This is a genomic window from Mycobacterium sp. 134 (assembly GCF_048282715.1).
Lineage (GTDB): Bacteria > Actinomycetota > Actinomycetes > Mycobacteriales > Mycobacteriaceae > Mycobacterium > Mycobacterium septicum.
In genome coordinates this window covers 5,811,544-5,836,363 of the sequence record NZ_JBLVUN010000008.1, presented here as the reverse complement: position 1 = coordinate 5,836,363, position 24,820 = coordinate 5,811,544, and the positions used below count along the sequence as shown (strand labels likewise).

At 67.3% G+C, this 24,820-nt stretch carries 26 protein-coding genes, 1 pseudogene and 1 riboswitch; of the genes and pseudogenes, 11 read left to right on the top strand and 16 right to left on the bottom strand.

Annotated elements, in window-relative coordinates:
* Positions 1 to 29: 29 nt before the first annotated feature.
* From ACNQVK_RS32840 to thiC, 4 genes are all read right to left on the bottom strand, one after another.
* A complete protein-coding gene (locus ACNQVK_RS32840) occupies positions 30 to 575 on the bottom strand; it encodes a septum formation family protein (protein WP_418032846.1) in 546 nt (181 codons plus the stop codon).
* The gene (locus tag ACNQVK_RS32835; RefSeq protein ID WP_418032845.1) at positions 572 to 1,207 is read right to left on the bottom strand and encodes an alpha/beta family hydrolase; all 636 of its coding nucleotides are present in this window, start codon (positions 1,205 to 1,207) and stop codon (positions 572 to 574) included. Before ACNQVK_RS32835 ends, ACNQVK_RS32840 begins: the two co-directional genes overlap by 4 nt.
* Entirely contained in the window at positions 1,204 to 2,040 is an 837-nt protein-coding gene (gene thiD, locus ACNQVK_RS32830) for a bifunctional hydroxymethylpyrimidine kinase/phosphomethylpyrimidine kinase (RefSeq protein ID WP_418032844.1), read from the bottom strand. Before thiD ends, ACNQVK_RS32835 begins: the two co-directional genes overlap by 4 nt.
* Positions 2,037 to 3,644 carry a phosphomethylpyrimidine synthase ThiC gene (gene thiC / locus ACNQVK_RS32825; RefSeq protein ID WP_418032843.1) on the bottom strand — a complete coding sequence of 536 codons (1,608 nt, stop codon included), beginning with the start codon at positions 3,642 to 3,644 and terminating at the stop codon, positions 2,037 to 2,039. Before thiC ends, thiD begins: the two co-directional genes overlap by 4 nt.
* Positions 3,635 to 3,743, bottom strand: a riboswitch (TPP riboswitch). It overlaps the preceding gene by 10 nt.
* A gap of 168 nt (positions 3,744 to 3,911) precedes the next feature.
* Between thiC and ACNQVK_RS32820 the strand changes: the two genes are divergently transcribed.
* From ACNQVK_RS32820 to ACNQVK_RS32805, 4 genes and pseudogenes are all read left to right on the top strand, one after another.
* Positions 3,912 to 5,669, top strand: coding sequence for an MFS transporter (locus tag ACNQVK_RS32820; RefSeq protein ID WP_418032842.1), 1,758 nt, complete (start codon positions 3,912 to 3,914; stop codon positions 5,667 to 5,669).
* A 522-nt stretch (positions 5,670 to 6,191) separates the two neighbouring features.
* The gene (locus ACNQVK_RS32815) at positions 6,192 to 6,707 is read left to right on the top strand and encodes an LppU/SCO3897 family protein (protein WP_418032841.1); all 516 of its coding nucleotides are present in this window, start codon (positions 6,192 to 6,194) and stop codon (positions 6,705 to 6,707) included.
* Between the two features lie 42 nt (positions 6,708 to 6,749).
* On the top strand, positions 6,750 to 7,391 hold the full coding sequence (locus ACNQVK_RS32810; protein ID WP_418032840.1) for a class I SAM-dependent methyltransferase: 642 nt from the start codon (positions 6,750 to 6,752) through the stop codon (positions 7,389 to 7,391).
* Positions 7,388 to 8,124: pseudogene (locus ACNQVK_RS32805) on the top strand (TIGR00730 family Rossman fold protein). The gene ACNQVK_RS32810 and the pseudogene ACNQVK_RS32805 overlap by 4 nt, the downstream one beginning before the upstream one ends.
* A 12-nt stretch (positions 8,125 to 8,136) precedes the next feature.
* Here the strand turns inward: ACNQVK_RS32805 and ACNQVK_RS32800 are convergent.
* The 3 genes from ACNQVK_RS32800 to ACNQVK_RS32790 are packed head-to-tail and all read right to left on the bottom strand — an operon-like array spanning position 8,137 to position 10,468.
* Positions 8,137 to 8,949 (bottom strand): exodeoxyribonuclease III, encoded by an 813-nt coding sequence (locus ACNQVK_RS32800; RefSeq protein ID WP_418032839.1) that lies wholly within the window; start codon positions 8,947 to 8,949, stop codon positions 8,137 to 8,139.
* A gap of 17 nt (positions 8,950 to 8,966) precedes the next feature.
* Positions 8,967 to 9,875 carry a GNAT family N-acetyltransferase gene (locus tag ACNQVK_RS32795; RefSeq protein WP_418032838.1) on the bottom strand — a complete coding sequence of 303 codons (909 nt, stop codon included), beginning with the start codon at positions 9,873 to 9,875 and terminating at the stop codon, positions 8,967 to 8,969.
* Complete coding sequence (locus ACNQVK_RS32790) at positions 9,875 to 10,468, bottom strand: peptide deformylase (RefSeq protein ID WP_044515530.1); 594 nt, start codon at positions 10,466 to 10,468, stop codon at positions 9,875 to 9,877. The genes ACNQVK_RS32795 and ACNQVK_RS32790 overlap by 1 nt, the downstream gene beginning before the upstream one ends.
* A 138-nt stretch (positions 10,469 to 10,606) precedes the next feature.
* On the opposite strand from ACNQVK_RS32790, the gene ACNQVK_RS32785 reads away from it, so the two are divergent.
* The 5 genes from ACNQVK_RS32785 to ACNQVK_RS32765 are packed head-to-tail and all read left to right on the top strand — an operon-like array spanning position 10,607 to position 13,697.
* Positions 10,607 to 10,918 carry a DUF3263 domain-containing protein gene (locus ACNQVK_RS32785; RefSeq protein ID WP_044515534.1) on the top strand — a complete coding sequence of 104 codons (312 nt, stop codon included), beginning with the start codon at positions 10,607 to 10,609 and terminating at the stop codon, positions 10,916 to 10,918.
* Between the two features lie 48 nt (positions 10,919 to 10,966).
* The gene (locus ACNQVK_RS32780; RefSeq protein WP_418032837.1) at positions 10,967 to 11,437 is read left to right on the top strand and encodes a LytR C-terminal domain-containing protein; all 471 of its coding nucleotides are present in this window, start codon (positions 10,967 to 10,969) and stop codon (positions 11,435 to 11,437) included.
* A gap of 10 nt (positions 11,438 to 11,447) precedes the next feature.
* Positions 11,448 to 12,155: a superoxide dismutase[Cu-Zn] gene (gene sodC / locus ACNQVK_RS32775; protein ID WP_418032836.1), complete on the top strand. Its 708-nt coding sequence runs from the start codon at positions 11,448 to 11,450 to the stop codon at positions 12,153 to 12,155.
* Positions 12,136 to 13,266 carry a glutamate--cysteine ligase gene (locus ACNQVK_RS32770; RefSeq protein WP_418032835.1) on the top strand — a complete coding sequence of 377 codons (1,131 nt, stop codon included), beginning with the start codon at positions 12,136 to 12,138 and terminating at the stop codon, positions 13,264 to 13,266. The genes sodC and ACNQVK_RS32770 overlap by 20 nt, the downstream gene beginning before the upstream one ends.
* An 11-nt stretch (positions 13,267 to 13,277) precedes the next feature.
* Positions 13,278 to 13,697: a hypothetical protein gene (locus ACNQVK_RS32765; protein WP_418032834.1), complete on the top strand. Its 420-nt coding sequence runs from the start codon at positions 13,278 to 13,280 to the stop codon at positions 13,695 to 13,697.
* Here the strand turns inward: ACNQVK_RS32765 and ACNQVK_RS32760 are convergent.
* Entirely contained in the window at positions 13,675 to 14,676 is a 1,002-nt protein-coding gene (locus ACNQVK_RS32760) for an Lrp/AsnC family transcriptional regulator (RefSeq protein WP_418032833.1), read from the bottom strand. The two genes, ACNQVK_RS32765 and ACNQVK_RS32760, sit on opposite strands and share 23 nt — an antisense overlap.
* A 61-nt stretch (positions 14,677 to 14,737) precedes the next feature.
* Between ACNQVK_RS32760 and ACNQVK_RS32755 the strand changes: the two genes are divergently transcribed.
* Positions 14,738 to 15,364, top strand: a complete 627-nt coding sequence (locus ACNQVK_RS32755) for an LON peptidase substrate-binding domain-containing protein (protein ID WP_418032832.1) — start codon at positions 14,738 to 14,740, stop codon at positions 15,362 to 15,364.
* Positions 15,365 to 15,394: 30 nt separating this feature from the next.
* Here the strand turns inward: ACNQVK_RS32755 and ACNQVK_RS32750 are convergent, their stop codons facing one another.
* Genes ACNQVK_RS32750 through ACNQVK_RS32715 form a run of 8 tightly spaced genes read right to left on the bottom strand, consistent with a single transcriptional unit; the run spans position 15,395 to position 23,161 of the window.
* A complete protein-coding gene (locus ACNQVK_RS32750) occupies positions 15,395 to 16,162 on the bottom strand; it encodes a hypothetical protein (RefSeq protein ID WP_418032831.1) in 768 nt (255 codons plus the stop codon).
* A complete protein-coding gene (locus tag ACNQVK_RS32745; protein WP_418032830.1) occupies positions 16,159 to 17,073 on the bottom strand; it encodes an SAM-dependent methyltransferase in 915 nt (304 codons plus the stop codon). The genes ACNQVK_RS32750 and ACNQVK_RS32745 overlap by 4 nt, the downstream gene beginning before the upstream one ends.
* Positions 17,060 to 17,413, bottom strand: a complete 354-nt coding sequence (mnhG, locus tag ACNQVK_RS32740; protein ID WP_418032829.1) for a monovalent cation/H(+) antiporter subunit G — start codon at positions 17,411 to 17,413, stop codon at positions 17,060 to 17,062. Before mnhG ends, ACNQVK_RS32745 begins: the two co-directional genes overlap by 14 nt.
* Positions 17,410 to 17,694: a monovalent cation/H+ antiporter complex subunit F gene (locus ACNQVK_RS32735; protein WP_044515547.1), complete on the bottom strand. Its 285-nt coding sequence runs from the start codon at positions 17,692 to 17,694 to the stop codon at positions 17,410 to 17,412. Before ACNQVK_RS32735 ends, mnhG begins: the two co-directional genes overlap by 4 nt.
* Before the next feature lie 31 nt (positions 17,695 to 17,725).
* Positions 17,726 to 18,259 carry a Na+/H+ antiporter subunit E gene (locus tag ACNQVK_RS32730; RefSeq protein WP_211157381.1) on the bottom strand — a complete coding sequence of 178 codons (534 nt, stop codon included), beginning with the start codon at positions 18,257 to 18,259 and terminating at the stop codon, positions 17,726 to 17,728.
* Positions 18,256 to 19,854: a Na+/H+ antiporter subunit D gene (locus tag ACNQVK_RS32725; RefSeq protein WP_418032828.1), complete on the bottom strand. Its 1,599-nt coding sequence runs from the start codon at positions 19,852 to 19,854 to the stop codon at positions 18,256 to 18,258. Before ACNQVK_RS32725 ends, ACNQVK_RS32730 begins: the two co-directional genes overlap by 4 nt.
* Positions 19,851 to 20,312 carry a Na(+)/H(+) antiporter subunit C gene (locus ACNQVK_RS32720; RefSeq protein WP_418032827.1) on the bottom strand — a complete coding sequence of 154 codons (462 nt, stop codon included), beginning with the start codon at positions 20,310 to 20,312 and terminating at the stop codon, positions 19,851 to 19,853. Before ACNQVK_RS32720 ends, ACNQVK_RS32725 begins: the two co-directional genes overlap by 4 nt.
* The gene (locus ACNQVK_RS32715; RefSeq protein WP_418032826.1) at positions 20,309 to 23,161 is read right to left on the bottom strand and encodes a Na+/H+ antiporter subunit A; all 2,853 of its coding nucleotides are present in this window, start codon (positions 23,159 to 23,161) and stop codon (positions 20,309 to 20,311) included. Before ACNQVK_RS32715 ends, ACNQVK_RS32720 begins: the two co-directional genes overlap by 4 nt.
* 159 nt (positions 23,162 to 23,320) lie before the next feature.
* Between ACNQVK_RS32715 and ACNQVK_RS32710 the strand changes: the two genes are divergently transcribed.
* Entirely contained in the window at positions 23,321 to 24,745 is a 1,425-nt protein-coding gene (locus ACNQVK_RS32710) for an FAD-dependent oxidoreductase (RefSeq protein WP_418032825.1), read from the top strand.
* Positions 24,746 to 24,820: the final 75 nt, after the last annotated feature.

Here is a 24,820-nt window from a genome sequence, read left to right as displayed (position 1 = left end):
GCGCTGCCTGGGCGGCCTAGAGTAGCGCGTTACTCTATTTTGCCGGTGCGGGGATTCTTACTGGTAGCGATGCATGTCACGGTGCGGTCCCCACGTTGCCAGGAATCCGCGGTCGGGTACAAGACGAAGAGTTGGATGCCGGATTCCGAGCTGGCGTTCGGGGCGTACTCATTGAGTGCCGGCGCGCATTTGTCGGCGTACTTGACCACTGCGGCGTCGCCGGGGAAGGCCCCGTCGGGCAGTGGCAGCACTGCGAACACCTCACCCTTGTGCGGCTGATCGCAACTCACCGTCTTGACGTACAGCACGCGGCTGCTGTCGGGGATCTCGGTAAGACAATCGCCCGACCGGACCTGGCTCGCCTCGGTGGCGCCTCGGTCCCGCGCGAAGTAGAACACCGCACCCGCGGCGACCACGATCGCCGCCAACACCACGACACCCAGCAGCGCCCACTTGAGCGCCGAGGATTTCTTCGGTGGCGCCGAGAACTGGTCAGGACCGGTGGAATACGGCTGCGGAGGCGGAGGCGGGTAGTTGTGGCCCTGCGGGCCGTGGGGACCGGGCGGGTAGGTCATGGTTCGACGATATCGACTGCCCGTAACGCCGCATCCACCGCGAGGGCGGGCACGTCCAGACGCTTGGATCCGAGGTCATGGCGGGCACCGTCGATGACGACGAGCTCGGTCGGTCCGCTCACCAAAGCCGCGGCCGCCGTGAGCTCCTCGATCGTGCCGAACGGGTCGGAGGTGCCGTGGGTGAACACCGTGGGGACCGTGATGCGGGACAGATGCTCGGTGCGGGCGCGTTCCGGCTTGCCCGGCGGATGCAGCGGGTAGGAGAACAGCGCCAGCACGTCCGGGCCTGCCCCGCTGTCTTCGTCGGCGGCCACCATCGAGGTCATCCGTCCGCCGTAGGAGTGCCCTCCCGCGATCACGGGGCCATCGGCCAGGGTGCGGGCCAGCGCGATCGCCTCGGCGATCCCTTCCTGGTCACCGGCCGCCGATCCCGACGGCGGACCCTTCGGCCTGCGGCGGCGGTACGGCAGGTTGTAGCGGATGGCCAGCCAGCCACGGGAGGCCCACTCGTCGCAGAGCTTGACCAGCATCGCCGAGTCGCGATTACCGCCGGCCCCGTGGGTGAGGACGACGACGCCCTGTGTGGGCCCGTCCGGCTCATGCGCGACGCCCGCGATGTCCTCGAGGGTCATGACTGCAACCGGAACAGCGCGTTCACCGGGCCGTGGCCATGACCCAGCGGATAGGCCGCGCGGATACATTCGGTCACCCAGGCCTTGCCGAACTCCACCGCCTGGGGAACGGAATAGCCATGTGCCAGAGCACAAGCCGTCGCGGCGGCGAGGGTATCGCCGGCACCGTGGTCGTTACCGGTGTCGACTCGCGGCGCCTGGAACTCGTGGGAATCGGTGCCGTCGAACAGGAGGTCCGGGCTTGCCGATGACGAGCGCAGGTGCCCACCCTTGACCAGCGCCCACTGTGGGCCGAGGGCATGCAGGGCGCGCGCCGCGTCCCGCTGCGAGGCCTGGTCGACGACCTCGACACCCACGAGCAATCGCACCTCGTCGAGGTTCGGGGTGACCAGCGTGGCCAGCGGGAACAGCTCCGTGCGCAGCGCGTCCAGTGCGCTGTGATGCAGCAGAGGATCACCGTGCATCGATGCGCACACCGGGTCGACGACCAACGGCACGGTCCCCGCCAGCCCCTCGGCCCGCCAGGTCTCGGCGATCGTGGTGATGATCTCCGAGGAGGCCAGCATCCCGGTCTTGGCGGCCTGGATGCCGATATCGGAGGTCACCGCCGAGATCTGACCCGAGACGACATCGAGCGGGATCTCGTGGAAACCCTTGACGCCGACCGAGTTCTGCACAGTCACCGCGGTGACCGCGACGCAGCCGTGCAGGCCGAGCATCGCGAACGTCCGCATGTCGGCCTGGATCCCGGCACCACCGCCGGAGTCGGACCCGGCGATGGTCATCACCCGCAGCGGGGTGGCACCCGCGGGCGTCAACGGCAAGTAGTTCACGTCGTCAAGGGTAGATAGACGCGGTTGCCGTGGTCGGCGAACTCCTGGGACTTGGCGGCCATGCCCGCCGTGATGTCGTCGGGCACGCCGTCGGGATAGGCGTCCCTGATGTCCTGCGTGATGCGCATCGAGCAGAACTTGGGGCCGCACATCGAGCAGAAGTGCGCGGTCTTGGCCGGTTCGGCGGGCAACGTCTCGTCGTGGAACTCGCGGGCGGTATCGGGATCCAGCGACAGCGCGAACTGATCGTGCCAGCGGAACTCGAACCGCGCTTTCGAGAGCGCGTCGTCACGCTGTTGCGCGCGCGGATGCCCCTTGGCGAGGTCGGCGGCGTGCGCGGCGATCTTGTAGGCGATCACCCCGTCCTTGACGTCCTTGCGGTCAGGCAGGCCCAGGTGTTCCTTGGGTGTGACGTAGCACAGCATCGCGGTGCCGGCCTGGGCGATGATGGCCGCGCCGATCGCTGAGGTGATGTGGTCGTAGGCCGGGGCGATGTCGGTGGCGAGCGGGCCGAGCGTGTAAAACGGCGCTTCCTCGCAGAGCTCTTCCTCCAGGCGCACGTTCTCGACGATCTTGTGCATCGGGACATGGCCCGGACCTTCGATCATCACCTGCACGCCATGGGATTTCGCGATCTTGGTCAGCTCGCCCAGGGTGTTCAGCTCGGCGAACTGGGCCTCGTCGTTGGCGTCGGCGATCGACCCGGGCCGCAGCCCGTCGCCGAGCGAGAACGTCACGTCGTAGCGGGCCAGGATCTCGCAGAGTTCCTCGAAGTGGGTGTACAGGAAGGATTCGGTGTGGTGTGCCAGGCACCAGGCCGCCATGATCGACCCACCGCGGGACACGATGCCGGTGACCCGCTTGACCGTCAGCGGGATGTAACGCAGCAGCACCCCGGCGTGCACGGTCATGTAGTCGACACCCTGCTCGCACTGCTCGATCACGGTGTCGCGGTACATCTCCCACGTCAACTTGGTGGGGTCGCCGTTGACCTTCTCCAGCGCCTGGTAGATCGGCACGGTGCCGACCGGAACCGGGGAGTTGCGCAGGATCCACTCACGTGTCTCGTGGATGTTGCGGCCGGTGGACAGGTCCATGATGGTGTCAGCGCCCCACCGGGTGGCCCACACCATCTTGTCCACCTCCTCGCCGATCGAGGAGGTGACGGCCGAATTGCCGATGTTGGCATTGACTTTCACGCCGAACGCCTTGCCGATGATCATCGGCTCGGCCTCGGGGTGGTTGTGGTTGGCCGGGATCACCGCGCGGCCCCGGGCCACCTCGTCGCGCACGAGTTCAGGTGAAACACCTTCGCGCTCAGCGATATACGCCATTTCGGCGGTGATCTCCCCGGCGCGGGCCCGCTGCAGCTGGGTGCCACGGTCGCGGATCACGTTGGGGCGTGGCGGAAGGCCGGTGTTCAGGTCGATCACCGCATCGTCGTCGGTGTACGGGCCCGAAGTGTCGTACAGGTCAAGGTGTTCACCGTTGGTGAGATCGACCCGCCGGAACGGCACCCGCATCCCGTCGATCTCGCGGTAGACCTTGGTACTTCCGGTGATCGGACCGGTGGTCACAGAAGGGTCGACAAAAAGGTCGGTCATGAAAATCTCCCTACGCCGGCATTACCCGGTCAGGTTCGTACGGTCGACGGGCGTACCCGTCCTCTCAGCGCGCTCGTGCGCACTCCCGCGTGTGTGGTTTGCAGGCCCCAACCTAGCGCAGACGTCTGGGGTGGGGAACCCCGGAGGCCGCCGTTTCCGACACCAGGGGAAATCGGCGACGGCGAGATTGGTAGCCCGCTCCGATTGCCCACACATGATTTGTATAGCTAATATATGTGTTTTGCACATGACTAGAGCGAAGACGGAATGACGACTGAGATCAGGAACGCCGCCGGCGACGTCGACGCGGCCCAGGCCGAGACCGCCGACCGGCGCAGACGGATGGATCACGACCACCCGCTCTACAAGTGGGTGGTGCTGTCCAACACCACGTTGGGCATCCTGCTGGCGTCCATCAATGCCTCGATCGTGTTGATCTCGCTGCCGGCGATATTCCGCGGCATCGGGCTGAACCCGCTCGCCCCCGGCAACGTCAGCTATCTGCTGTGGATGCTGATGGGGTACCTCGTGGTGACGGCGGTGCTCGTCGTGCCGTTCGGACGTCTCGGCGACATGTATGGCCGGGTCCGTATCTACAACCTCGGCTTCGTGGTGTTCACCCTGGCCGCGATCGCCCTGTCCTTCGACCCGTTCCAACTCGGTGGCGGCGCCGTCTGGTTGATCGGCTGGCGCGTCATCCAGGGCATCGGCGGCGCGATGCTGATGGCATCGTCATCGGCCATCCTCACCGACGCCTTTCCCGCCAATCAGCGCGGCATGGCACTGGGCACCAACATGGTCGCCGCCGTTGCCGGGTCGTTCCTCGGGTTGCTGATCGGCGGCTTCCTGTCTGAATGGCATTGGAAGGCCATCTTCTGGGTGGGTGTCCCGATCGGCATCATCGGCACCATCTGGAGCTACCGCTCCCTGAAGGAACTCGGTGTCCGCACCGCCGGACGGCTCGACTGGGCCGGCACGCTGACCTTCGGGCTGGGCCTGACGGTGCTGCTGATCGGCATCACCTACGGCATCCAGCCCTACGGTGAGTCCACCACCGGCTGGACCAGCCCGTGGGTACTGGGCTCCATCGCTGTCGGACTGCTGCTGCTGGTGGCGTTCTGCATCGTCGAGCTGAAGGTGTCGTCGCCCATGGTCGACGTCCGGTTGTTCAAATCGGCCGCGTTCGGGATGGGCAACCTGGCCGGGCTCATGTCCTCGGTGGGCCGCGGCGGGCTGCAGTTCATGCTCATCATCTGGTTGCAGGGCATCTGGCTGCCGCTGCACGGCTACAGCTTCGAATCCACCCCGCTGTGGGCGGGCATCTACCTGTTGCCGGTCACCGTCGGATTCCTGGTCGCCGCACCCATCGCCGGATCGCTCTCCGACCGCATCGGCGCGCGGCCGCTGACCGTCGGCGGCATGCTGCTGATGGCGGCCACCTTCGTGGCGCTCCTGCTCATCCCGGTCAACTTCGACTACTGGGTGTTCGCGATCCTGGTGTTCCTCAACGGCCTGGGCGGCGGCATCTTCACCGCCCCCAACACCGCGGCCATCATGTCGAGCGTGCCTGCCGATCAGCGTGGTGCGGCCTCCGGCGTGCGGTCCACCTTCTTCAACGCAGGCAACTCGCTGTCGATCGGCATCTTCTTCTCGCTGATGATCGTCGGGCTGGCCAACACACTGCCGACGGCGTTGACCACCGGCCTGACGCAGCAAGGTGTCTCGGCCTCGGTGGCCCACGACGTGGCGAACCTGCCGCCGGTCGGCAGCCTGTTCGCGGCCTTCCTCGGCTACAACCCGATGGCCGAACTGCTCGCGCCGTACGACGCGCTGCACCAGCCGGGCGTGAATGCGGACGTGATCACCGGGCAGACGTTCTTCCCGCAGTTGATCACCGAGCCGTTCCATTCCGGCCTGACGGTGGTGTTCACCGCCGCGGCCGTGATGATGGTGATCGGTGCGGTGGCGTCGATGTTCAGCGCGGGCCGCTATGGCACGGAGGCCGGGGCCGACAACGAGGCCTGAGAGGCCGGGGCCGACAACGAGGCCTGAGAGGCCGGGGCCGACAACGAGGCCTGAGAGGCCGGGGCCGACAACGAGGCCTGAGAGGCCGGGGCCGACAACGAGGCCTGAGAGGCCGGGGCCGACAACGAAGTGTGCGAGGGCCGCTCAGCAAACGATTTTTGGGCGCCCGTCGTGAAATACTCGCGGCATGGTCGCTGACACCTTGGCCGCCGCCGGAAGCGCCGCATATTCCGCGGGTTATCTCCTCGGCGCGCTGCTGATCCCGGGGTTGGGCCTGCTGCTGCTCATCCTCGGCCTGGTTCGGCGTTCGTCGTCTGGGTCGAAGCCGAGCAGCCAGCCCGGGTATCCGCCGGCGCCTATCCACAACCTGGGTACCCGCCGGGCTATCCGCAGCAGGGTTACCCGCAGCCGGGCTATCCACAGCAGGGTTACCCGCAGCAGCCCGGCTATCCGCCGCCGGGTTACCCGCAGGCCTACGGCGCGCCACCCAAGAAGTCCGGCACGGCACTGATCGTGATCGGTGTGATTTTGCTCGTGCTCGGCTTGTTGGGGTTTGCCGGGCGGATTGCGTCACGCACGTCGGAGTCGGGCTCGAGCTCAGGTTCCGGATCCTCGAGTTCGGGCGGCTCTGGTGGCCTGGCGGTCGGAGATTGCATCACCGGCGATGAGTACGCCGCGGCGGACATGAACCTCACCCCGGTCAGCTGCAGCGACGCGGAGGCCGTCTACGAGTTGGCGTCCAAAGGCGGCAGATCCGCGACCTGCCCGGACGGCAAACGAAACGACTCGGACTATGCCGTGCTCATGAGCGAGTCCCGCACCTATTGCTTCATCCTGGATGTCGAGGAGGGCGAGTGCTTCGACATCAACGAAGCGAGCAAGCGCGTCACCCCGGTGGAATGCTCGGACCCGAACGCTGTCACGAAGATCGTCAAGCGGGTCGACGGATCAACAGACACCGCCGTGTGCGAATCGGGCGCGCGGGCGGTGGCCTTCCCCGAGCCGGCGCGGGTCTACTGCGCGGAGGAGCCGTCGTAGCCGTGAGGCGTCGAGCCTGCCGGTCGACCTACACTCGGGCCGGTGAGCACCACACAGCGCCGCGGATTCAACGACGCCATCACGAGCTTCTGGAGTTTTGCCGCACCGGCCTACGACCAGGGCTGCCTCCAGCGGTGGGTCTACCGGCCCGCCCAGGATGAGGTGATCGCCCAGCTGAAGGAGCGCGGTGCCCGTGCGATCGCCGATATCGCCTGCGGTACCGGCATCCTGGCCGACCGCATCCAGCGAGAACTGCAACCCGATGAGGTGTACGGCCTCGACATGTCCGACGGCATGCTCGCCCAGGCGCGCAAGCGTTCGGACCGCGTGCGGTGGAAGTCGGCGCCTGCCGAGGAACTGCCCTTCCAGGACGGCTTCCTGGACGCGGTGGTGACGACGTCGGCATTCCATTTCTTCGATCAGCCCGCCGCACTCGCGGAGTTCCATCGGGCGCTGGCGCCCGGCGGCATGGTGGCGGTGACGACGATGAGCCCCCGTCGTACCTTCCTGCCGCTGCACGCCCTGTCGGCCGGCCTGGGTGCACCCGCGCACAGTCCCACCGAGAAGGAGATGCGCGCGCTGTTCGAGGCCGCCGGGTTTGAGGTGGCCGAACAACACCGGGTGCGCCGGCCGGTGTGGACGCCGATCTCCGACGTCATCACCGTGGGGGTCAAGCCGACGTGACCGAGACCGACGACAGCCAGCTCCAGATCCGCGGTTCGGTGCAACTGCGCCGGGACCGCTGCGCCACCTCGACCGCCGACCAGCGCCTGCTGGACCGGCGCGGGCCCACCGATTGGGTGCACACCGATCCGTGGCGAGTGATGCGCATTCAGGGGGAGTTCGTCGACGGCTTCGATGCCCTCGCCGAGATGCCAAGGGCTGTGACGGTTTTCGGCTCAGCCCGGACGGAACCGCATTCGCCGGAGTACCGGCTGGGCGAGGAACTGGGCATCGCGCTGGTGCGGGCGGGCTATGCGGTGATCACCGGTGGCGGTCCGGGGTCGATGGAGGCGGTCAACCGCGGGGCCAGCGAGTCCGGCGGCTACTCCGTCGGACTCGGTATCGAGCTGCCCTTCGAGCAGCGCCTCAACCACTGGGTCGATCTCGGCATCAACTTCCGGTACTTCTTCGTCCGCAAGACCATGTTCGTCAAGTATGCGCAGGCATTCGTGTGCCTGCCGGCGGATTCGGCACCCTCGACGAACTGTTCGAGGCGCTGACCCTCGTGCAGACCCACAAGGTCACCGAGTTCCCGATCATCCTGCTGGGCGTCGACTACTGGTCGGGTCTGATCGACTGGATCCGCAACACCGTGCTGACGGGCGGCAAGATCGATGAATCCGACCTCGCCCTCATCCACTGCACGGACAGCGTGGCCGAGGCCGTCGACCTCATCACAGCGTCGGCTCGATAGGTGCTCTGAGCGTCAGCCCAGCTCGACCACAACCGGAGCGTGATCGCTGGGTGCGGTGGTGCCCTTCTTGGGGCGTCGTTCGTCCTTCACGATCTCGGCGCCGCTGACGCGCGAGGCCAGGCCGGGGGAGCCGAGGATGAAGTCGATGCGCATGCCGCGGCGCTTCTGGAATGCCAGCTGGGTGTAATCCCAGTAGGTGTAGATCCCCGGCCCCTCCGTGAAAGGTCGCACCACATCGGTGAATTGGGCGTCGTGCATGGCCTGGAACGCTGCCCGCTCGGGCTCGGACACATGCGTGCTGCCGTCGAACGCGGCCATGTCCCAGACGTCCTCGTCCTTGGGTGCGATGTTCCAGTCTCCGACCAGTGCGATGGGCTTCTCCGGGTCGTCCTTCAACCAGCCGGAGGCCGTATCCCGCAGGGCGGCAAGCCAATCCAGCTTGTAGGCGTAGTGCGGATCGGCCAGCGTGCGGCCGTTGGGCACGTACAGACTCCACACCCGCACGCCGCCGCAGGTCGCTCCCAGCGCGCGGGCCTCGGCGATGGCCTCTTCCTCAGGCTTGCTGCTCCAGGTCGGCTGTCCCGCGAACCCGATCTCGACGTCGTCGAGGCCGACCCGCGAGGCGATGGCCACACCGTTCCACTGGTTGAGGCCGATGTGCGCGACCTCGTAGCCCAGGGCCGCGAACGGCATCATCGGGAACTGCGCGTCGGTGCACTTGGTCTCCTGCATCGCCAGCACGTCGACGTCGGCACGTTCCAGCCAGTCGACCACGCGGTCCACTCGGGTTCGGATCGAATTGACGTTCCAGGTGGCCAGGCGCATGGGGTTAGAGGTTACGGTCAGCGCGAACCGAGGACATCCTCGGCCGCGACATAACGGGTTTGGTGGTGCAGCCGGAAACCCAGCGCGGTGTACAGCGCGATGGCCGCGTGGTTGTCGACCTCGACCTGGACGTACGCCTGCCCGGCACCCGCCTCGGCGCCCCAGGTCAGCAGCGCCTCGCACACCGCCCGGGCGTGGCCCCGTCTGCGGTGGGCAGGGGAGACGCGGACCGACGAGATACCCAGCCAGGCCGCGCCGTCCGCGGCCGTCGTGACGGCGCCCCGACCGACGGCGCGGTCGGGCACGGTTGCGAAGGTGAGCACTCCGTCGACCACCGCCGTCAGTACGTCGGCGGGTACCTCGCGCTCGTAGATCGCCAGCCACTGCGCATCCGGTTGCTGCGCCAGCGCGACACCGGCCGGTTGAGGCGCGCCGGCGGCGGGCAGCTCACGCACCATCACCCGGGCCGGCTTGATGCCCGGGGTGCGGATGGGCAGCAGTCGCTCCGGCAGGGCCAGCCACGCCGGCAGGTCGCGTTCGCGGTACCAGTCGCACACCGCGGACAGCTCGGCGATCTGTGCCGACACGCCCAGCGGGATCGCCGAGTTGGCCCGGCTGGTGACGCCGTGCCCGGCACGCAGCAGCCAACCGCCCAGCCATTGCTGCTCGACGCCGGGCCACGCCAACGCCGCCGCGTGTTCGAGCGCACGGATTTCGGAGGCCCGCACCGGTGCGTGCGACAACTCCCGGACGCTGACGATGTCGGCAGGAGAGACGTCGACGAGCTCGCCGTCCTTGGTGCGGATCAGCACCGTCGGGTCGAGGCGCTCCAGATGCCCGATGACGTCGGTGAGCGGCTTGGCCGACCCGGCGGGCAGCCGGTAACGCAGGCTGACCCGGGACCCGAGTGCGGGCAATGCCGGCATCAGTGGCCGAACGGGTCGGGAACCTCGCCGGGCATCCAGGACAGACCGGGCACGCCCCAGCCGTTGCGCTTGACGGTCTTCTTGGCTGCCCTCGCATAGCGGCCCACGAGCCGGTCGATGTAGAGGAATCCGTCGAGATGTCCGGTCTCGTGCTGGAGCATCCGGGCAAACAAGTCCGTGCCCTCCAGAGTGACCGGTGAACCGTCTGCGTCGAGGCCGGTGACCCGCGCCCAGTCGGCCCGTCCGGTCGGGAAATTCTCGCCCGGCACGGACAGGCAGCCCTCGTCGTCATCGTCGGGGTCCGGCATCGTCTCGGGAACCTCGGAGGTCTCCAGCACCGGGTTGATGACGACCCCGCGGCGACGCGTCGTGTGGCCGCGGGTCGGAGCGCAGTCATAGACGAACAACCGCTTGGCCACACCGATCTGGTTGGCGGCCAAGCCAACCCCGTTCGCGGCGTCCATGGTGTCGAACATGTTCTGGATGAGTTCGGGCAGGTCTGCGGGCAGCGAACCGTCCGGGCCAACAGGCACCGGTTCGGTCGGCGTGTGCAGAACGGGATCCCCGACGATGCAAATTGGTACGACGGCCACCGGGGAATCTTAGGCGGAAGTCCTTCGCGAGCCGACTCGCGGGTTTATGTGTCACCCAGACCCAGCAAGCCGTGGTTGAATAATCGCCGAACCACAGCGATGTTATTTCTCACGTGTCGGAAGGGTCCAGGGAGCAATATGGACGGCGCCATGGCGCGGACTGAGCAATCCGGGGACGACTCTGACCTGAGCGATGGGCTCACCCGGCGCGAGCACGATATTTTGGCCTTCGAACGCCAATGGTGGAAGTACGCCGGCAGCAAGGAAGACGCGATCAAAGAGCTCTTCTCGATGTCGGCTACGCGGTACTACCAGGTGCTCAACGCGTTGGTGGACCGTCCCGAGGCGCTGGCTGCCGACCCGATGCTGGTCAAGCGGCTGCGGCGGATGCGGGCCACGCGGCAGAAGGCCCGGGCTGCGCGGCGGCTCGGCTTCGATATCACTACCTAAAGGTCACGCGGTGAGGGATCGGGCGGTTCGCTCGATACAGTGGTGGCGATGAATCAGCGAGACTCCTCCGGGTTGCCCCTGCGTGCCATGGTCATGGTGCTGTTGTTCCTCGGGGTCGTGTTCCTGCTGGTCGGTTTCCAGGCGCTCGGCTCAGACGACGACTCTTCGGATCAGTCGTCGTCGGCGTCCACGACCGCCGCGACGACCACCACGAAGACCTCGGCAAAGGCCGAACCCGCACCAGAGGTCAAGGCCGACGTGCGCGTGTACAACATCTCCGATGTCCCAGGTGCGGCCGAGACCACGGCCAACCGGCTGCGCGAGGCGCACTGGAATGTCACCGAGACCGGCAACCTGACGCTGGAGGGTGTCGCCGGCACCACGGTGTTCTTCGGTGAGGCGCCGGGCGAGAAGGAAGCCGCCGAATCGGTGGGCAAAGCGATCCAGGCGCCCGTCGAACCGCGGCGCCCGGAACTTCTCGAGCAACCACCGGGCGTGATCGTAGTAGTCACCGGCTAGGCTTTGGGCCATGCTGAAGCCCGTCAGTGTTGCCATCCTGTTTGCCGCCCCTGTTGTCGCGTTGAGCGCCTGCAGCCCTCCCGGTCAGGTGCCGTCCGACACGCCCGGTACCACTCCGGCGATCTGGACCGGATCGCCGTCTCCGTCGGCTGCTCCCGGTGAGCACGGCGGGAGTGGCGCGCAGGGCACCAGCGGTGGAGAGACCCTCACCGCGGAGCTCAAGACCGCTGACGGAACGTCCGTGGCAACGGCCGACTTCCAGTTCGCCGACGGCTTCGCGACCGTGACGGTCGAGACCACCTCTCCGGGCAAGCTGGCCCCCGGGTTCCACGGCCTGCACATCCACTCGGTCGGTAAGTGCGAGGCCAACTCGGTGGCCCCGACCGGCGGCGCGCCCGGCGACTTCAACTCGGCCGGCGGCCATTTCCAGGTTTCCGGTCACTCGGGGCACCCCTCCAGCGGAGACCTGAGCTCCCTGCAGGTCCGCGCGGACGGCTCGGGCAAGCTGGTGACCACCACTGACGCGTTCACTGCCGAGGATCTGCTCAACGGCACGAAGACCGCCATCATCATCCACGAGAAGGCGGACAACTTCGCCAACATCCCGCCGGAGAAGTACCTGCAGGTTGTCGGCGGCGCACCTGGTCCCGATCAGGCGACCATGGCCACCGGCGACGCCGGAAGCCGGGTGGCGTGCGGTGTTATCGGCGCCGGCTGACAGCCGTATCGATTTCGCCGGGTCGCCCCGGCCCACTGTCGGCGTCGAATGGGAGTTCGCTCTCGTCGACGCCGACACTCGTGATCTGAGCAACGGCGCTGCCGAGGTGATCGCCGAGGTCGGCGAGACCCCGCACGTGCACAAGGAGTTGCTGCGCAACACCATCGAGATCGTCACCGGAATCTGCGAGAACACCGGTGAGGCGATGGACGACCTGCGCAGCACCCTCGGCCCCGTGCGCAAGATCGTGCACGACCGCGGCATGGAGCTGTTCTGCGCGGGCACCCATCCGTTCGCGAAATGGTCGGCGCAACAGCTGACCGATGCGCCGCGGTATGCCGAGCTGATCAAGCGCACCCAATGGTGGGGTCGGCAGATGCTGATCTGGGGTGTGCATGTGCACGTCGGGATCTCCTCGGCGCACAAGGTGATGCCGATCATCTCCTCGTTGCTCAACCAGTACCCGCATCTGCTGGCGCTGTCGGCGTCGTCGCCGTTCTGGGACGGTGAGGACACCGGGTACGCGAGCAACCGGGCCATGATGTTCCAGCAGTTGCCCACCGCCGGCCTGCCGTTCCAATTCCAGACCTGGCCCGAGTTCGAGGGCTTCGTCCACGACCAGAAGAAAACCGGCATCATCGATCACCTCAACGAGATCCGTTGGGACATCAGGCCGTCACCGCACCTGGGCACGGTTGAGGTGCGGATCTTCGACGGGGTGTCGAATGTGCGCGAGCTCGGCGCGCTGGTCGCGCTGACCCACTGCCTGATCGTCGATCTGGACCGCAGGCTCGACGCGGGCGAGCAGCTGCCGACCATGCCGCCCTGGCATGTGCAGGAGAACAAGTGGCGCGCGGCCCGCTATGGCCTGGACGCCGTGATCATCCTGGATGCGGACAGCAATGAGCGGTTGGTCACCGAGGATCTCGATGAACTGCTGAATCACCTTGAGCCGGTTGCCAAGTCGCTGGGGTGCGCTGATGAGCTCGCCGCCGTGACCGACATCTACCGCGGCGGCGGCTCGTACCAACGGCAGCGCCGGGTGGCAGAGGAGAACGACGGCGACCTTCGCGCAGTCGTCGACGCCCTGATCGGCGAACTTCGGCTTTAAGGATGAGGGCTATGCGGCTACGGATCGTGACGGGGATTGTTGTTGCGGGTTTCGCCCTCTCGGGCTGCAGCGCAGTCACGGCCGGAACCCCGATGGCCGATCCGGATCAGACCGGGATCTCCACCACCACGACCACCACCACACGCCGGCCGAGCGGAACGGCGTCGCCGTCGACCCCGGTTTTCCCGTCCCCCGGGACCACCGGCGGGGCCAGCACCCCGCCACCCAACGGGATGTCAACCACCTGCCGCGAATACGCGTCAATGGACGAGGCGACCCAGCTCGGCATGGTCGAGTTGCTGGTGAAGAACGGCTATCCGGGGATGAAGAAGAATCCGTACATCTGGACCTCGTTCATCGGTGCCATGTGCGTGCTGGGTGACCGGGACGCGACCGTGGTCGACGCGATCAACAAAAAGGTGCCGGGCTGACATCTCTGGGATGAATTGCCTTGTAGTGCACCGTGAAGTAGGGCCAGGCCTGCATCGCGGTGACCCCGTCCAGGCCGCGGATACTCTCGTCGAGCACATTGAGCAGATCCTCACCCCGGGCGGTCACCACCTCGGCCAGGACATCCCAACGACCGGCCGTCAGCGCCACGTACGACACCCCTTCGACCCGGGTCAGCGCCTCGGCGACCTTCTGCGCGCCGGCCCGGCCATCGGTGCGGAGCGCCACCCAGCTGCTGTGGCGGTAGCCCAGCCGTAGTGGGTTGGCGATGCACATCACCCGGGCCGCACCCGTCTCCACCATCCGGCTGTAACGCGACCGGATGGTGGTCTCGGACAAGCCCAGCGCAGAAGCGAAGTCGCGGAAGGCGGCGCGGCCGTCGACGGCGAGGCGGGTCAGGATCGCGCGATCGATGTCGTCGAGCGCGCGCGGCCGCACCGCGCCGTCGGCCAGCACCCCGGACAGCCGGGCCTGCTGATAGTGCAGCCGCAGGTAGGGAAGCAGTTCGACCGAGCGCACCCCTGGTAGCGTCGCGATCCTGCCGAAGGCCACATCGTGAAGTTCGCGAGGGTCGGTGCAGACCAACTCCAGCACCACGCCGTACGGTCCCGTCGTCGCCGTCACGTAATCGGATTCGGCGAGCAGGGCGAGTTCGGCGGCGAGATCGACCGGCGTGCGCGATCCGTCGACGGTCAGCAAGGCCAGTCCCAGCGAGCCGAACCCGAGGACCGCCGGATCGGTGATGGCGGCGATGGTGATGTAGCCCTCGTCCAGTAATCGCGAAACCCGGCGTCGTGCAGTCTTTTCCGTGATGCCCGCCCGGCGGCCCAGCTCAGCGTAGGGAATGCGGCCGTCGGCCTGCAGCAATTCGATCAGTTGGCGGTCGACCGCATCGAGGTCGGTGTACCCCGGATCGGACAGCAGCGTGCGGGTTGCCTCAAGCTCCGCTGACGGTGGCATCATCCGAGGCTACCGGCTCAGGCGCATTGACCAACCCACGGGCGAGGACGATCCTGGCCTCATGACGGTCTCACCCATGTTTCCTCTCGAAGTGGCCATGTTGCCCGGCCAGGAATTGCCGTTGCGGATCTTCGAACCGCGCTATGTGGCGATGGTGGGCGACTGTATGGCCATGTCCGAGCCGTCTTTCGGGGTCGTGCTGATCTCTGCCGGCCGCGAGGTGGGCGGTGGTGACCGGCGCTGCGACGTCGGGGCGCTGGCCAAGATCGTGGACTGCCAGGAATTCGGTGTCGGCAAGTACCGACTGCTGTGCGTGATGGGTGACCGCATCCGGGTGCAGCGCTGGCTCGACGACGACCCGTATCCCCGCGCCGAGATCGAGCTGTGGCCCGACGAACCGGACGGCGTGGCCGACACCGCCCGGATCAGCAACGTGGAGGACCGGATGGTGGCGCTGCTGGACCGGATTGGCGAGGCTCGCGGGACACCGATCCGCAGCCGCGAGATCGTCGAGTCGGCCGGCGTCGATCCGGAGAACCGCTTGTACGCCTTGGCCACTCGGTTGCCCATGGGGCAGGCCGATCGCTACGCGCTGTTGGCCGCCCCGTCGGAGGCGGCACGCGTCGAGGTACTCAGCGAGGCCGTCGACACCGTCACCGCGATGGTGGAGTTCCAGCTCTCGGAGTGATGATCGGTGCTCATCGCCGGGCGAATGTGACTACTCCGGAAAGAAATCCTCGGTACGGAGCCGCTCAAGGGCCCGGCCGTCGGTGAGTTCCATGCGGTTCTCCGGATGCAGCCAGTAGTGACGCACCATCCAGTAGAGAGCGGCGCCGCTGGGCGCGTAGAAGCTCGCGTTCTCGATGACAATCGCTCGGTCGTATTTGCGGACGAGGCAGATCGGATGCCGTGAGTTGCGATTCGGTGGGACATCGGTGATATCGGTGATGCCGTCCCAGGATTCGGTGCGCGAGCTCGTGCCGTCGACGTAGGTGACACTGTGCGGGCCAAGGCGCAACAGCGGTGTACGGCCCTTCACGAGGTACCACACCAGGGCGATCACGGTGATGATCAGCAGGATCACCATTGTCCAGATGGCGTCTCCTGGATTCTCAGGATTCATGAGTGGCAGGTCGTCGCGGTCTTGTGCGCAGATGAGATAGAACGTCGCGGTCAGTGCGAGAGCGATCCCCGTGGTTCCGAAGCACAGCATGGTTCCAGTGGCACACCGAAGTGTCGTCCCGGCCTCGGTGGATACTGCGCGCAGGCGTACCGAGCCGACTGCACCGAGGGCGCAGCCCAACAGCACGCCGCCGATGGTGAGGGCGAAACCGCCGGAGATGACGGCGTACACGTCGTCGTCGCGCTGTAGCGCGTTCACCGTCATCACGACGCAGGCGACCAACATGCCGCCGAACATCAGGAACGCCAGGGTGAGAACGACAGTCCGGTTCTTCCAATTCTCGGGCTGCCGAATCTCGGTCATCCCGAATATTTTTCGGCCAGAACGCCTTCGACGAACTCCGTGGACATGGTGCCCTCGGTGGTATCGGCCGGCAGGGAGCGGTGGTAGCGCGCCATCAGGTCATCGGCGGGCAGTGCCCCCACGTCCCAGCGGTGTTCGCTGAGCCAGTCGGGGACGTGGGCGCGGTCCTCGACGAACCACAGTCGTTCCGGGTCAGGCATTTCATCGCCGTCTTCGGCGGCCTCAGCCCGCATCTGCTCGATGCGCTCGCGGCGACGGGCCAGGTGATCTTCTGAGAAGAACCCGGCGGTGAACGCCTCGACCGCGATCCGGCTGTCCCGTGCCGACAGCTCGGTGATGCGCTCGAACAGCAGGTCCTGCGCGTCGGCGGGCAGGTACGGCAGCAGCCCTTCGACCGACCACGCCGTGGGCTCGCTCGCGTCGAAACCCGCATCCCGCAAGGCCTTCGGCCAATCCTGGCGCAGGTCGACCGGGACGGCGACGTGCCGGGCCTTGGACGCAACCCGGTGGGAGGCCAGAACCTCCTCCTTGAACTGCAGCACCTGTGGTTGGTCGATCTCGAACACCACGCTGTCGTGGATCCAGGGCAACCGCCAGGCGCGGGCATCCAGACCGGCCGCCAGGATCACCGACTGACGGATACCCGCTGCGCCGGCGGCCAGGAAGAACTCGTCGAACCACTTGGTCCGGGACGCGGCGTAATTCCCGATGGCGCGGATCCGCTGGGCCATCGCGCCGGTGGGTGGGCGCCACCCCCGGGCTGCTGCCGCATCGAGGAACATCTGTGCATACGGGTCGGTGAACAACGGGGTGTCCGAGACGGTCTCGTCGGCGCGTGCCATGGCGACCGCGAGCGCGGTCGCACCCACGCTCTCGGTGACATCCCAGCTGTCGTCGTCAGTTCTGGCCATCGCCATCAGTCTCCCCGAACTCCGCCATCTCGTCGCGGGTCAGTAGGTTCTCCCGGTTGCGCTGCTCACGGTAGGCCAGCTGCCCTACCCGGTTGGCGATCACCGGTGCGGTGATCAGTGTGAACAAGCCGGTGAGGATCAACATGCCGACATCGGCGTGGCCCCGGAGCCGGATCGCCGCGCCGACCAGCACCAGCAACAGCCCGAGCACCTGGGGCTTGGTCGCCGAATGCATCCGCGACATGGTGTCGCCGAACCGCACGATGCCGATCGCCGCGGTCAAGGCCAGCGTCGACCCGGCCAGGATCAGGACCGCGGTGACGATGTCGAGGATGTTCATGGCACCCACTTCTGCCGCGGTTCATCGGTGTCGGGCACGCGGAATCGCGCCACGCTCACCGAACCGACAAAGCTGATCAACGCCAACGCGGTCAGGCTGTAGGTCACCGTGGTGTCGAGGCTGTACGCCGCCCAGGTTCCGATACCGCACAGCGTGACGGCCACCAGGGTGTCCAGCGCGACCAGCCGGTCCAGGGTGCTCGGCCCGGCCAGCAGGCGAAACATCGTGATCGCCGCGGCGGCGGTCAGCATGACCGCGGCAATCGTCCACACGGTGCTCATGCGCGATCCGCCTTCGCTTCTCGCTGGTCCGTCATGCGCCCTCCTTGTTGGCCGCAGGGCGCCAGTCCGACTCGCGCTCGAAGGCCGCCACCAAAAGCCGTTGCAGCGTGGTGATCTGGCTGTGGAACCGGTTGATCGCCCGGTCGGAACCCACATCGACGACATGTACGTAGATCAGCCGCCGCGTCTGGTCGATCTCCAGCACGATGGTTCCCGGGGTCAGGTTGATGATGTTGACGCCGAGTGCCAGGACCAGATCCGACTTGATCGCCAGATGCGCCCGCAACACCGCGTTGACCGGCAGCGGCCCCGGCCTCACCGCGAGCCACGCCATCTGGAACGAGGACATCACCAGCCAGACGCCGACCTGAATGACCAACCGCAGCAGCGACAACAGATGGACCCGGCCCTCGACTGGGACGGCGGGCAGCGGCAGGAGCACCGTGATCACCACGGCGACGGCGAAGCCCGACACGATGTTGGCCGCGGAGATGCTGCCCCACAACAGCACCCACACCAGCATCAGCCAGCACAGGATCCAGGCCCGAAGCAGCAGCCACCTCATCGCGCATCACCCCCGAGCACCGCCGAGATGTACTGTCCGCGGTCCAGTACTTCGGCCGCCGCGCGCTCGCTGTAAGAGAAGATCGGCCCGGCCGCCACGGTCAGTGCCAGCCCGACCGCGATCAAAAGGCCTGTCGGAGCCAACATTCCCATCGGCATGCGTCCCACGCTGTCCCGGTCGGCGAACTCGATGTCCTCGATGTCGTCGAGCAGCACCGCCGGTGCCGCCCCGGCCAGGTGTCCTTCGGGTGCGTCGGCGCGGGCCCGCCAGAACGCCTTCGTCCACACCCGCGCCACCACGTAGAGCGTCAGCAGGCTGGTGACCACACTGCCGGCCACCAGGATCCAGGCCAGCGGTGAACCGTTCTCGGCGCCCGCCTCCAGCAGTGCCACCTTGCCGATGAAGCCCGAGAAGGGCGGGATACCTCCGAGGTTGAGCGCAGGTACCACGAACACGAACGCCAGCACCGGGCTGGCCGCGGCCAGCCCGCCGAGTCGCTGCAACGTCGAGGCCCCGGCCTGCCGCTCGATCAGACCGACGACCAGGAACAGCGTCGTCTGCACGACGATGTGGTGGGCCACGTAGTAGATCGCTCCGGACATGCCGAGTTGGTTGGCCAGCGCGACACCGAACACCATGTAGCCGATGTGGCTGACGAGCGTGAAGGACAACAGTCGTTTGATGTCGCTCTGGGCGATCGCGCCGAGGATGCCGATGACCATGGTGAGCAGGCCCGCCACGAGCAGGACGTTGTCCAGCCCGCCACCCGGGAACAGCAGCGAATGGGCCCGGATGATCGCGTACACACCGACTTTCGTCAGCAAGCCGGCGAACACCGCGGTGACCGGCGCAGGCGCGGTGGGGTAGGAGTCGGGCAGCCACGTCGACAGCGGGAACACCGCGGCCTTGATGCCGAACGCGACGAGCAGCACCGCGAACAGCGCGGTGCGGGTGCCCGACGGGATGTCATCGAGGCGCAACGCCAGCTCGGCCATGTTCAGCGTCCCGGTCGCCGCGTACACCAGCGCGATGCCGATCAGGAAGATCAGCGACGACACCATCGACACCAGCACGTAGGAGATGCCCGCGCGGACGCGGTCCTCGCTGGCGCCGATGGTCAGCAGGACGAAGCTCGCGGCCAGCAGCACCTCGAAGCCGACGAACAGATTGAACAGGTCACCGGCCAGGAACGCGGTGCACACACCGGCCGACAGCACCAGATAGGTGGGCAGGAAGATCGACACCGGCTGGCGTTCGTCACCGTCGCGGATACCCTGCCCGATGGCGTACGCGACCACCGCCAGCAGCACGATTGCCGACACCACGAGCATGAGAGCCGAAAGCCGGTCCACCACCAGGGTGATGCCCAACGGCCCCATGCCCGGCACGCTCTGGCCCCAGCCGCCGACGTGCAGGACCAGGGTGCCGTCGCGGTCGGCCAGGTACACCAGCGCCGCGCACACCACGACCACCGCCGTCAGCGCGAACTGGGTGATGAGCCGCTGCAACCGGGGACGGCGCCCGGCCACCAGCGTCGCGGCCGCGGCGAGCGCCGGGATCAGCACCGGCAATGGGATCAGGGCCTGGGCCGTCACTTCGACCCCTCGAATCCAGGCAGCGCATCGAGTTCGTCGGGCGCGTCGGTATCGCGGTTGGGATCGGCTACCGGAACGAGCTCTTCTTCCTCGGCACCCGACTGCTGCGAGACGCGGGTGTCCTCGGGATCGTTACTGACTTCTTCGACCGTGGTGAGGCGATACGAGCGGTAGGCCAGCGCCAGCACGAACGCCGCCAGTCCCATGCTGATGACGATCGCGGTGAGGATCATGCCCTGAGCCAGCGGATCGGCGTCGGTGGTGGCGCCGTTGCTGGTGCGCCCGCGGATCGGTGGATTGCCCGACTTGCCGCCGACGGTCAGGATCAACAGGTTGACCGCATTGCCGATCAGCAACAGCCCCAACAACATCCGGGTCAGGTTGCGTTCCAGCAGCAGGTACACGCCGGTGCTGGTGAGGCCGCCGATGATGATCAGCGGCACCAGGAAGGTCGTCATCGGGCCATCTCCGCGTCCACGCGGGCGCCGAGGCTGCGCAAGATGTCGAGCACCAAACCGACGACGATGAGATACACCCCCAGATCGAAGAACAACGCGGTCACCATCTTGACCGAACCGAGTACCGGCACGTCGAAGTGCAGGACAGCCGAAGACAATGCGGGAGCTCCCAGCAAGATTGACGCGACCGCCGTTCCGGCCGAGAGGCCAAGGCCGGTGCCGAGGATCTTGCCCGCGTCGAGAGGCAGCGTCTCGCCGAGCTCATAACGGCCACCGGCCAGATACCGCAGCACGAGCGCCAGGCCCGCGGTCAACCCGCCGGCGAAGCCGCCGCCGGGAGTGTTGTGGCCGGCGAAGAAGAAGTACGCCGAGAGCACCATGATGAGCGGGAAGATGACGCGGGTCGCGACCTCCAGCACCAGGGAGCGGTGCCGAGGGTCGCGCAGCTCGCTGCCGCGCAGCCAGGTCACATCACCGACGGCCGGGCTGTACGCCCCGATGGGACCGATGTCGGGCTGGCCGACCGCCGTGCTGACGCGCGGTGCGGCACCGAATCGCCGGTGCCGGAACACCAGCGACGCCACCCCGGTCGCGGCCACCAGCAACACCATGACCTCGCCCATGGTGTCCCAGGCGCGGATGTCGACCAGCAAAACGTTGACCGCATTTGCGCCGTGCCCGCGGTAGTACGCCGCGTCCGGGATCAGCTCGGCGATGCCCACCCCGTTGCGCGCGGCCATCGCGAACACCGCGAGCGTCGTGACCGCGGCGCCCACCGCCAGCGCCAGGGCGGCACGCGGCAGCCGGTGGCGGTTGATGTTGGTGGCGTCGGCCTCGGCCGGCAGGATCCGGAGGACCAGCACGAAGATCACCAAAACCAGTGTCTCGACCAGGAATTGGGTCAGCGCCAGATCGGGCGCGCCGTGGAAGGCGAAGATCGCACCGCAGCCGTAGCCGGTCACCCCGACCAGCAGCACCGCGGCCAGACGGTTACGCATCACCGTCGCGCCGATCGCGGCCGCCAGCATCAACAACCCGACGACCACCTGCAGCGGGGAATCCCACAGTGCAAAGTCCGGCCGGTCGCGCGCGCCCAGCGCCAGCATCACGATGGGCAGCACCACCAGCGTCGACAGGATCACCGACTGGGTGGCCGGCAGCGAGCCGCGCTGGGTCTCGCCGGTCAGGCGCACCGAGGTGACATCCAGGCCGCGGATCACCGCGTCGTACATACGGTCGGCGTTGCCCAGCGGCTGATAGGCAAACCGGGTGCGGGGCAGGCGGTTCCGGCCGAAGAACACCACGGTGCCGGCGGCGAGCACCACCACCGAGAGCAGCAGCGGCAGGCCGAACCCGTGCCACAGGGCCAGGTGGTAGCCGGACCCGCCGGGCATGGTGTTGGCGTATTCGTCGAGTACCGCGTCCATCCCGGCGGGCCACAGCCCGAAGGCGAGGCCTGCCGCGGCGAGGATCGCCGGCGCGGTCAGGAAAGTGGTTGAAGGACGGTGCATTTCAACGACGCGGGTGCTCGGTTTCGGCAGCCCCTTGTCGGCGAACGCGCCCCACATGAAGCGCAGGCTGTAGATGGTGGTGAACACCGAGCCCACCACGATGCCGGTCAGCACCCATGGAGCCGCGGAGCCGAGCGCCGGGCTGTGCAGCACGGTCTCAAGGTCGGCTTCCTTGGCGACGAAACCGAAGAAGGGCGGCAGCGCGGCCATGCTCGCGGTTGCGCACGCGGCGATGATCAACAGGGGCTTGCAGTGGCGCCCCAGACCCGCGAGACGCCGGATGTCGCGGGTGCCGGTGGTGTGGTCGATGATGCCGACCACCATGAACAACGCGGCCTTGAACATCGCGTGCGCACACAGCATGGCCAGCCCGGCCAGCATCATGTCGCTGCCGCCGGTGCCGACCATGACGGTGATCAGGCCGAGCTGGCTGACCGTGCCGAAGGCCAGGATCAATTTCAGGTCATATTCACGGACTGCGCGCCAGCCGGCCAACAGCATCGTGAGCAATCCCAGCCCGACGACCATCGGCCGCCACAGCGAAGTCTCGGCGAAGCCAGGCGCCATCCGGGCCACCAGATAGACACCGGCCTTGACCATCGCCGCGGCGTGCAGATACGCGCTGACGGGAGTGGGCGCGGCCATCGCGCCCGGCAGCCAGAAGTGCATCGGCACGATCGCCGATTTCGACAATGCGCCGACGAGGATCAGCGCCACCCCGATCGCGGCCGCTGCGCCACCCGGCGGAGACGCGATCAACTCCGAAAGCAGATAGGTGCCCGACAGGTTGCCCAGCACGATGATGCCGACCAGCATCGCCAGGCCGCCGAACGTGGTCACCAGCAATGCCTGGGTGGCCGCTCTCCGGCTGGTGGCCCGCTCGGCGTAGTGGCCGACCAGCAGGAAGGACAACACCGTGGTGGTTTCCCAGAAGATGTAGAGAACCAGCATGTTGTCGCTGACCACCAGGCCGAACATGGACCCGGAGAAGGCGACGAGCTCGGCTGCGAAGCTGGGCAGCCGCTTCTCGATCTTGCCGTCGTGGTGGTGGAAGTACTCGCCGCAGTAGAAGAGGACGAGAGCACCGATGGCCAGCACCAGCACACTCATGATGGCCGCGAGCGAGTCGAACCGCAGCGTGATGTCCATTGACAGCTCGTGCACCCACGGGATGCTCAGGGTCGGGACGCGATCGTGGCTCGGCCAGTTCAGGCCGACCCAGACCAGGGAGCCGAGCGGCACCAAGGCCAACGGATAGAACGCTCGCCGGCCCCATCTGGCCACCAGAAGTGGCGCCAGCGCGGTGGCGACCGCGTGGGCGAGCAGAACGGCGAGCATGGCACTCCGATCGGGTTGGGGTCGGGGTGTCGGCTACCGATGAGCGCTTGCGCGAAGAGCATCGGCATGAGTGGCTATGGCATTTTCGCCCATTCTACGTGGGCCGTTGTGACTACGATCAGCCTGCAGAGCCGCCGAGCGCTACGGGGGTGAATTCTCTTGGCAACCAAAGGGGTTCTGGTGGTGGGGGCCGGGCCGACCGGTTTGATGCTGGCGTGCGAGCTCGCGCTCGGCGGGGCGCCGGTCACGGTGCTGGAGGAACGCACCTCTGTGCCGAACATCACCCGGGCTTTTGCCGTGCATGCGCGGACCCTGGAAATGCTCGACGGCCGCGGGCTGGTCGATGAGTTGCTGAGCCGCGGAATCGAGGTGCACGAGGTGGCGCCGCCCGGCGGGGCCACCCTGAATCTGCGGGACCTGCCGACCCGGTTCGGGATGGTGCTGATCGTTCCGCAGAGCGGCACCGAGCACGTGCTCGAGGCCAGGGCCGCCGAACTGGGCGTGCAGGTGCGTCGCGGCGCCGAGGTGGTGGGGCTGCGTCAGGACGGCCAGGGTGTCACTGTCGAGCTGGCGGGCGGCGAGAGCCTGAGCGCCGATTACGTGGTCGGCTGCGACGGCGCCCACAGCGCGGTGCGACGACTGGTCGGGATCGACTTCGTCGGCAAACAGTACGAGACACACATCCTGCTGGCCGACGTCCGGCTGGCCTCGCCGCCCGCGGAGACGCTGTTCGCCCGGACCGGGACCGAGGGCGTGGTGTTGTTCGTGCCGTTCGGCGACGGCTGGTTCCGCGCCATCGCGTGGGACCGGCTGCGCGAGCAGGCGCCGCTGGACGAGCCGGTGACGCTCGACGAGATGCGCGACGCGTTCAACCGCATCGCCGGCGACGACTTCGGCATGAGCGATATGCGGTGGAGTTCGCGTTTCCTCAGCGAGCGGCGCCAGGCCCGGCACTACCGGTCGGGCCGGGTGTTTCTGGCCGGCGACGCCGCGCACGTGCATTCCCCGCTGGGAGGGCAGGGCATGAACACCGGGCTCGGCGACGCGTTCAACCTGGGCTGGAAGCTGGCGTTGGCGGTCCACGGGCAGGCGCCGTCGTGGCTGCTGGACAGTTACGAACGCGAGCGCCATCCCGTCGGCGCCGGCGTCCTTCGGTTGACCGATGCGTTCAACCAGATCGTGCTGAGTTCGGCTGCGTCGCGCCGGCTGCGGGTGCTCGCGTTGGGGACGGTATTGCGGATACCTCGAGCCCGGCGGTTCGTGGCCGAACGGCTCAGCGGCATCGGCATCGCCTATCCACGGTCGAAGGACGAGGACTGGTTGGTCGGCCGCCGGATGGCCGATGTGGACTGCGGCGGGACCCGGCTCTACGAGCTGTTGCGCGCAGGCAAGTTTGTCCTGGTCACCGCTGAGCCGGTCGACGTCGCCGGTTGCGATGTGGTGCAGGCGATCGACAACCGCCCCGAACTCCCTGATGCGGTGCTGGTCCGGCCGGACGGCTATGTGGCCTGGGCCAGCGAGCGGTTGCCGCATGCCTCGGAGGTGCGTGCGGCGATCGCGCATTGGATGTCCGCTGCTGGGTAGGCCCACCTCATTGGGCATCGAGACTGTACTCAGGGACAGAAATCGGCCTGATTCTGTCCCTGAGTACAGCCTCGG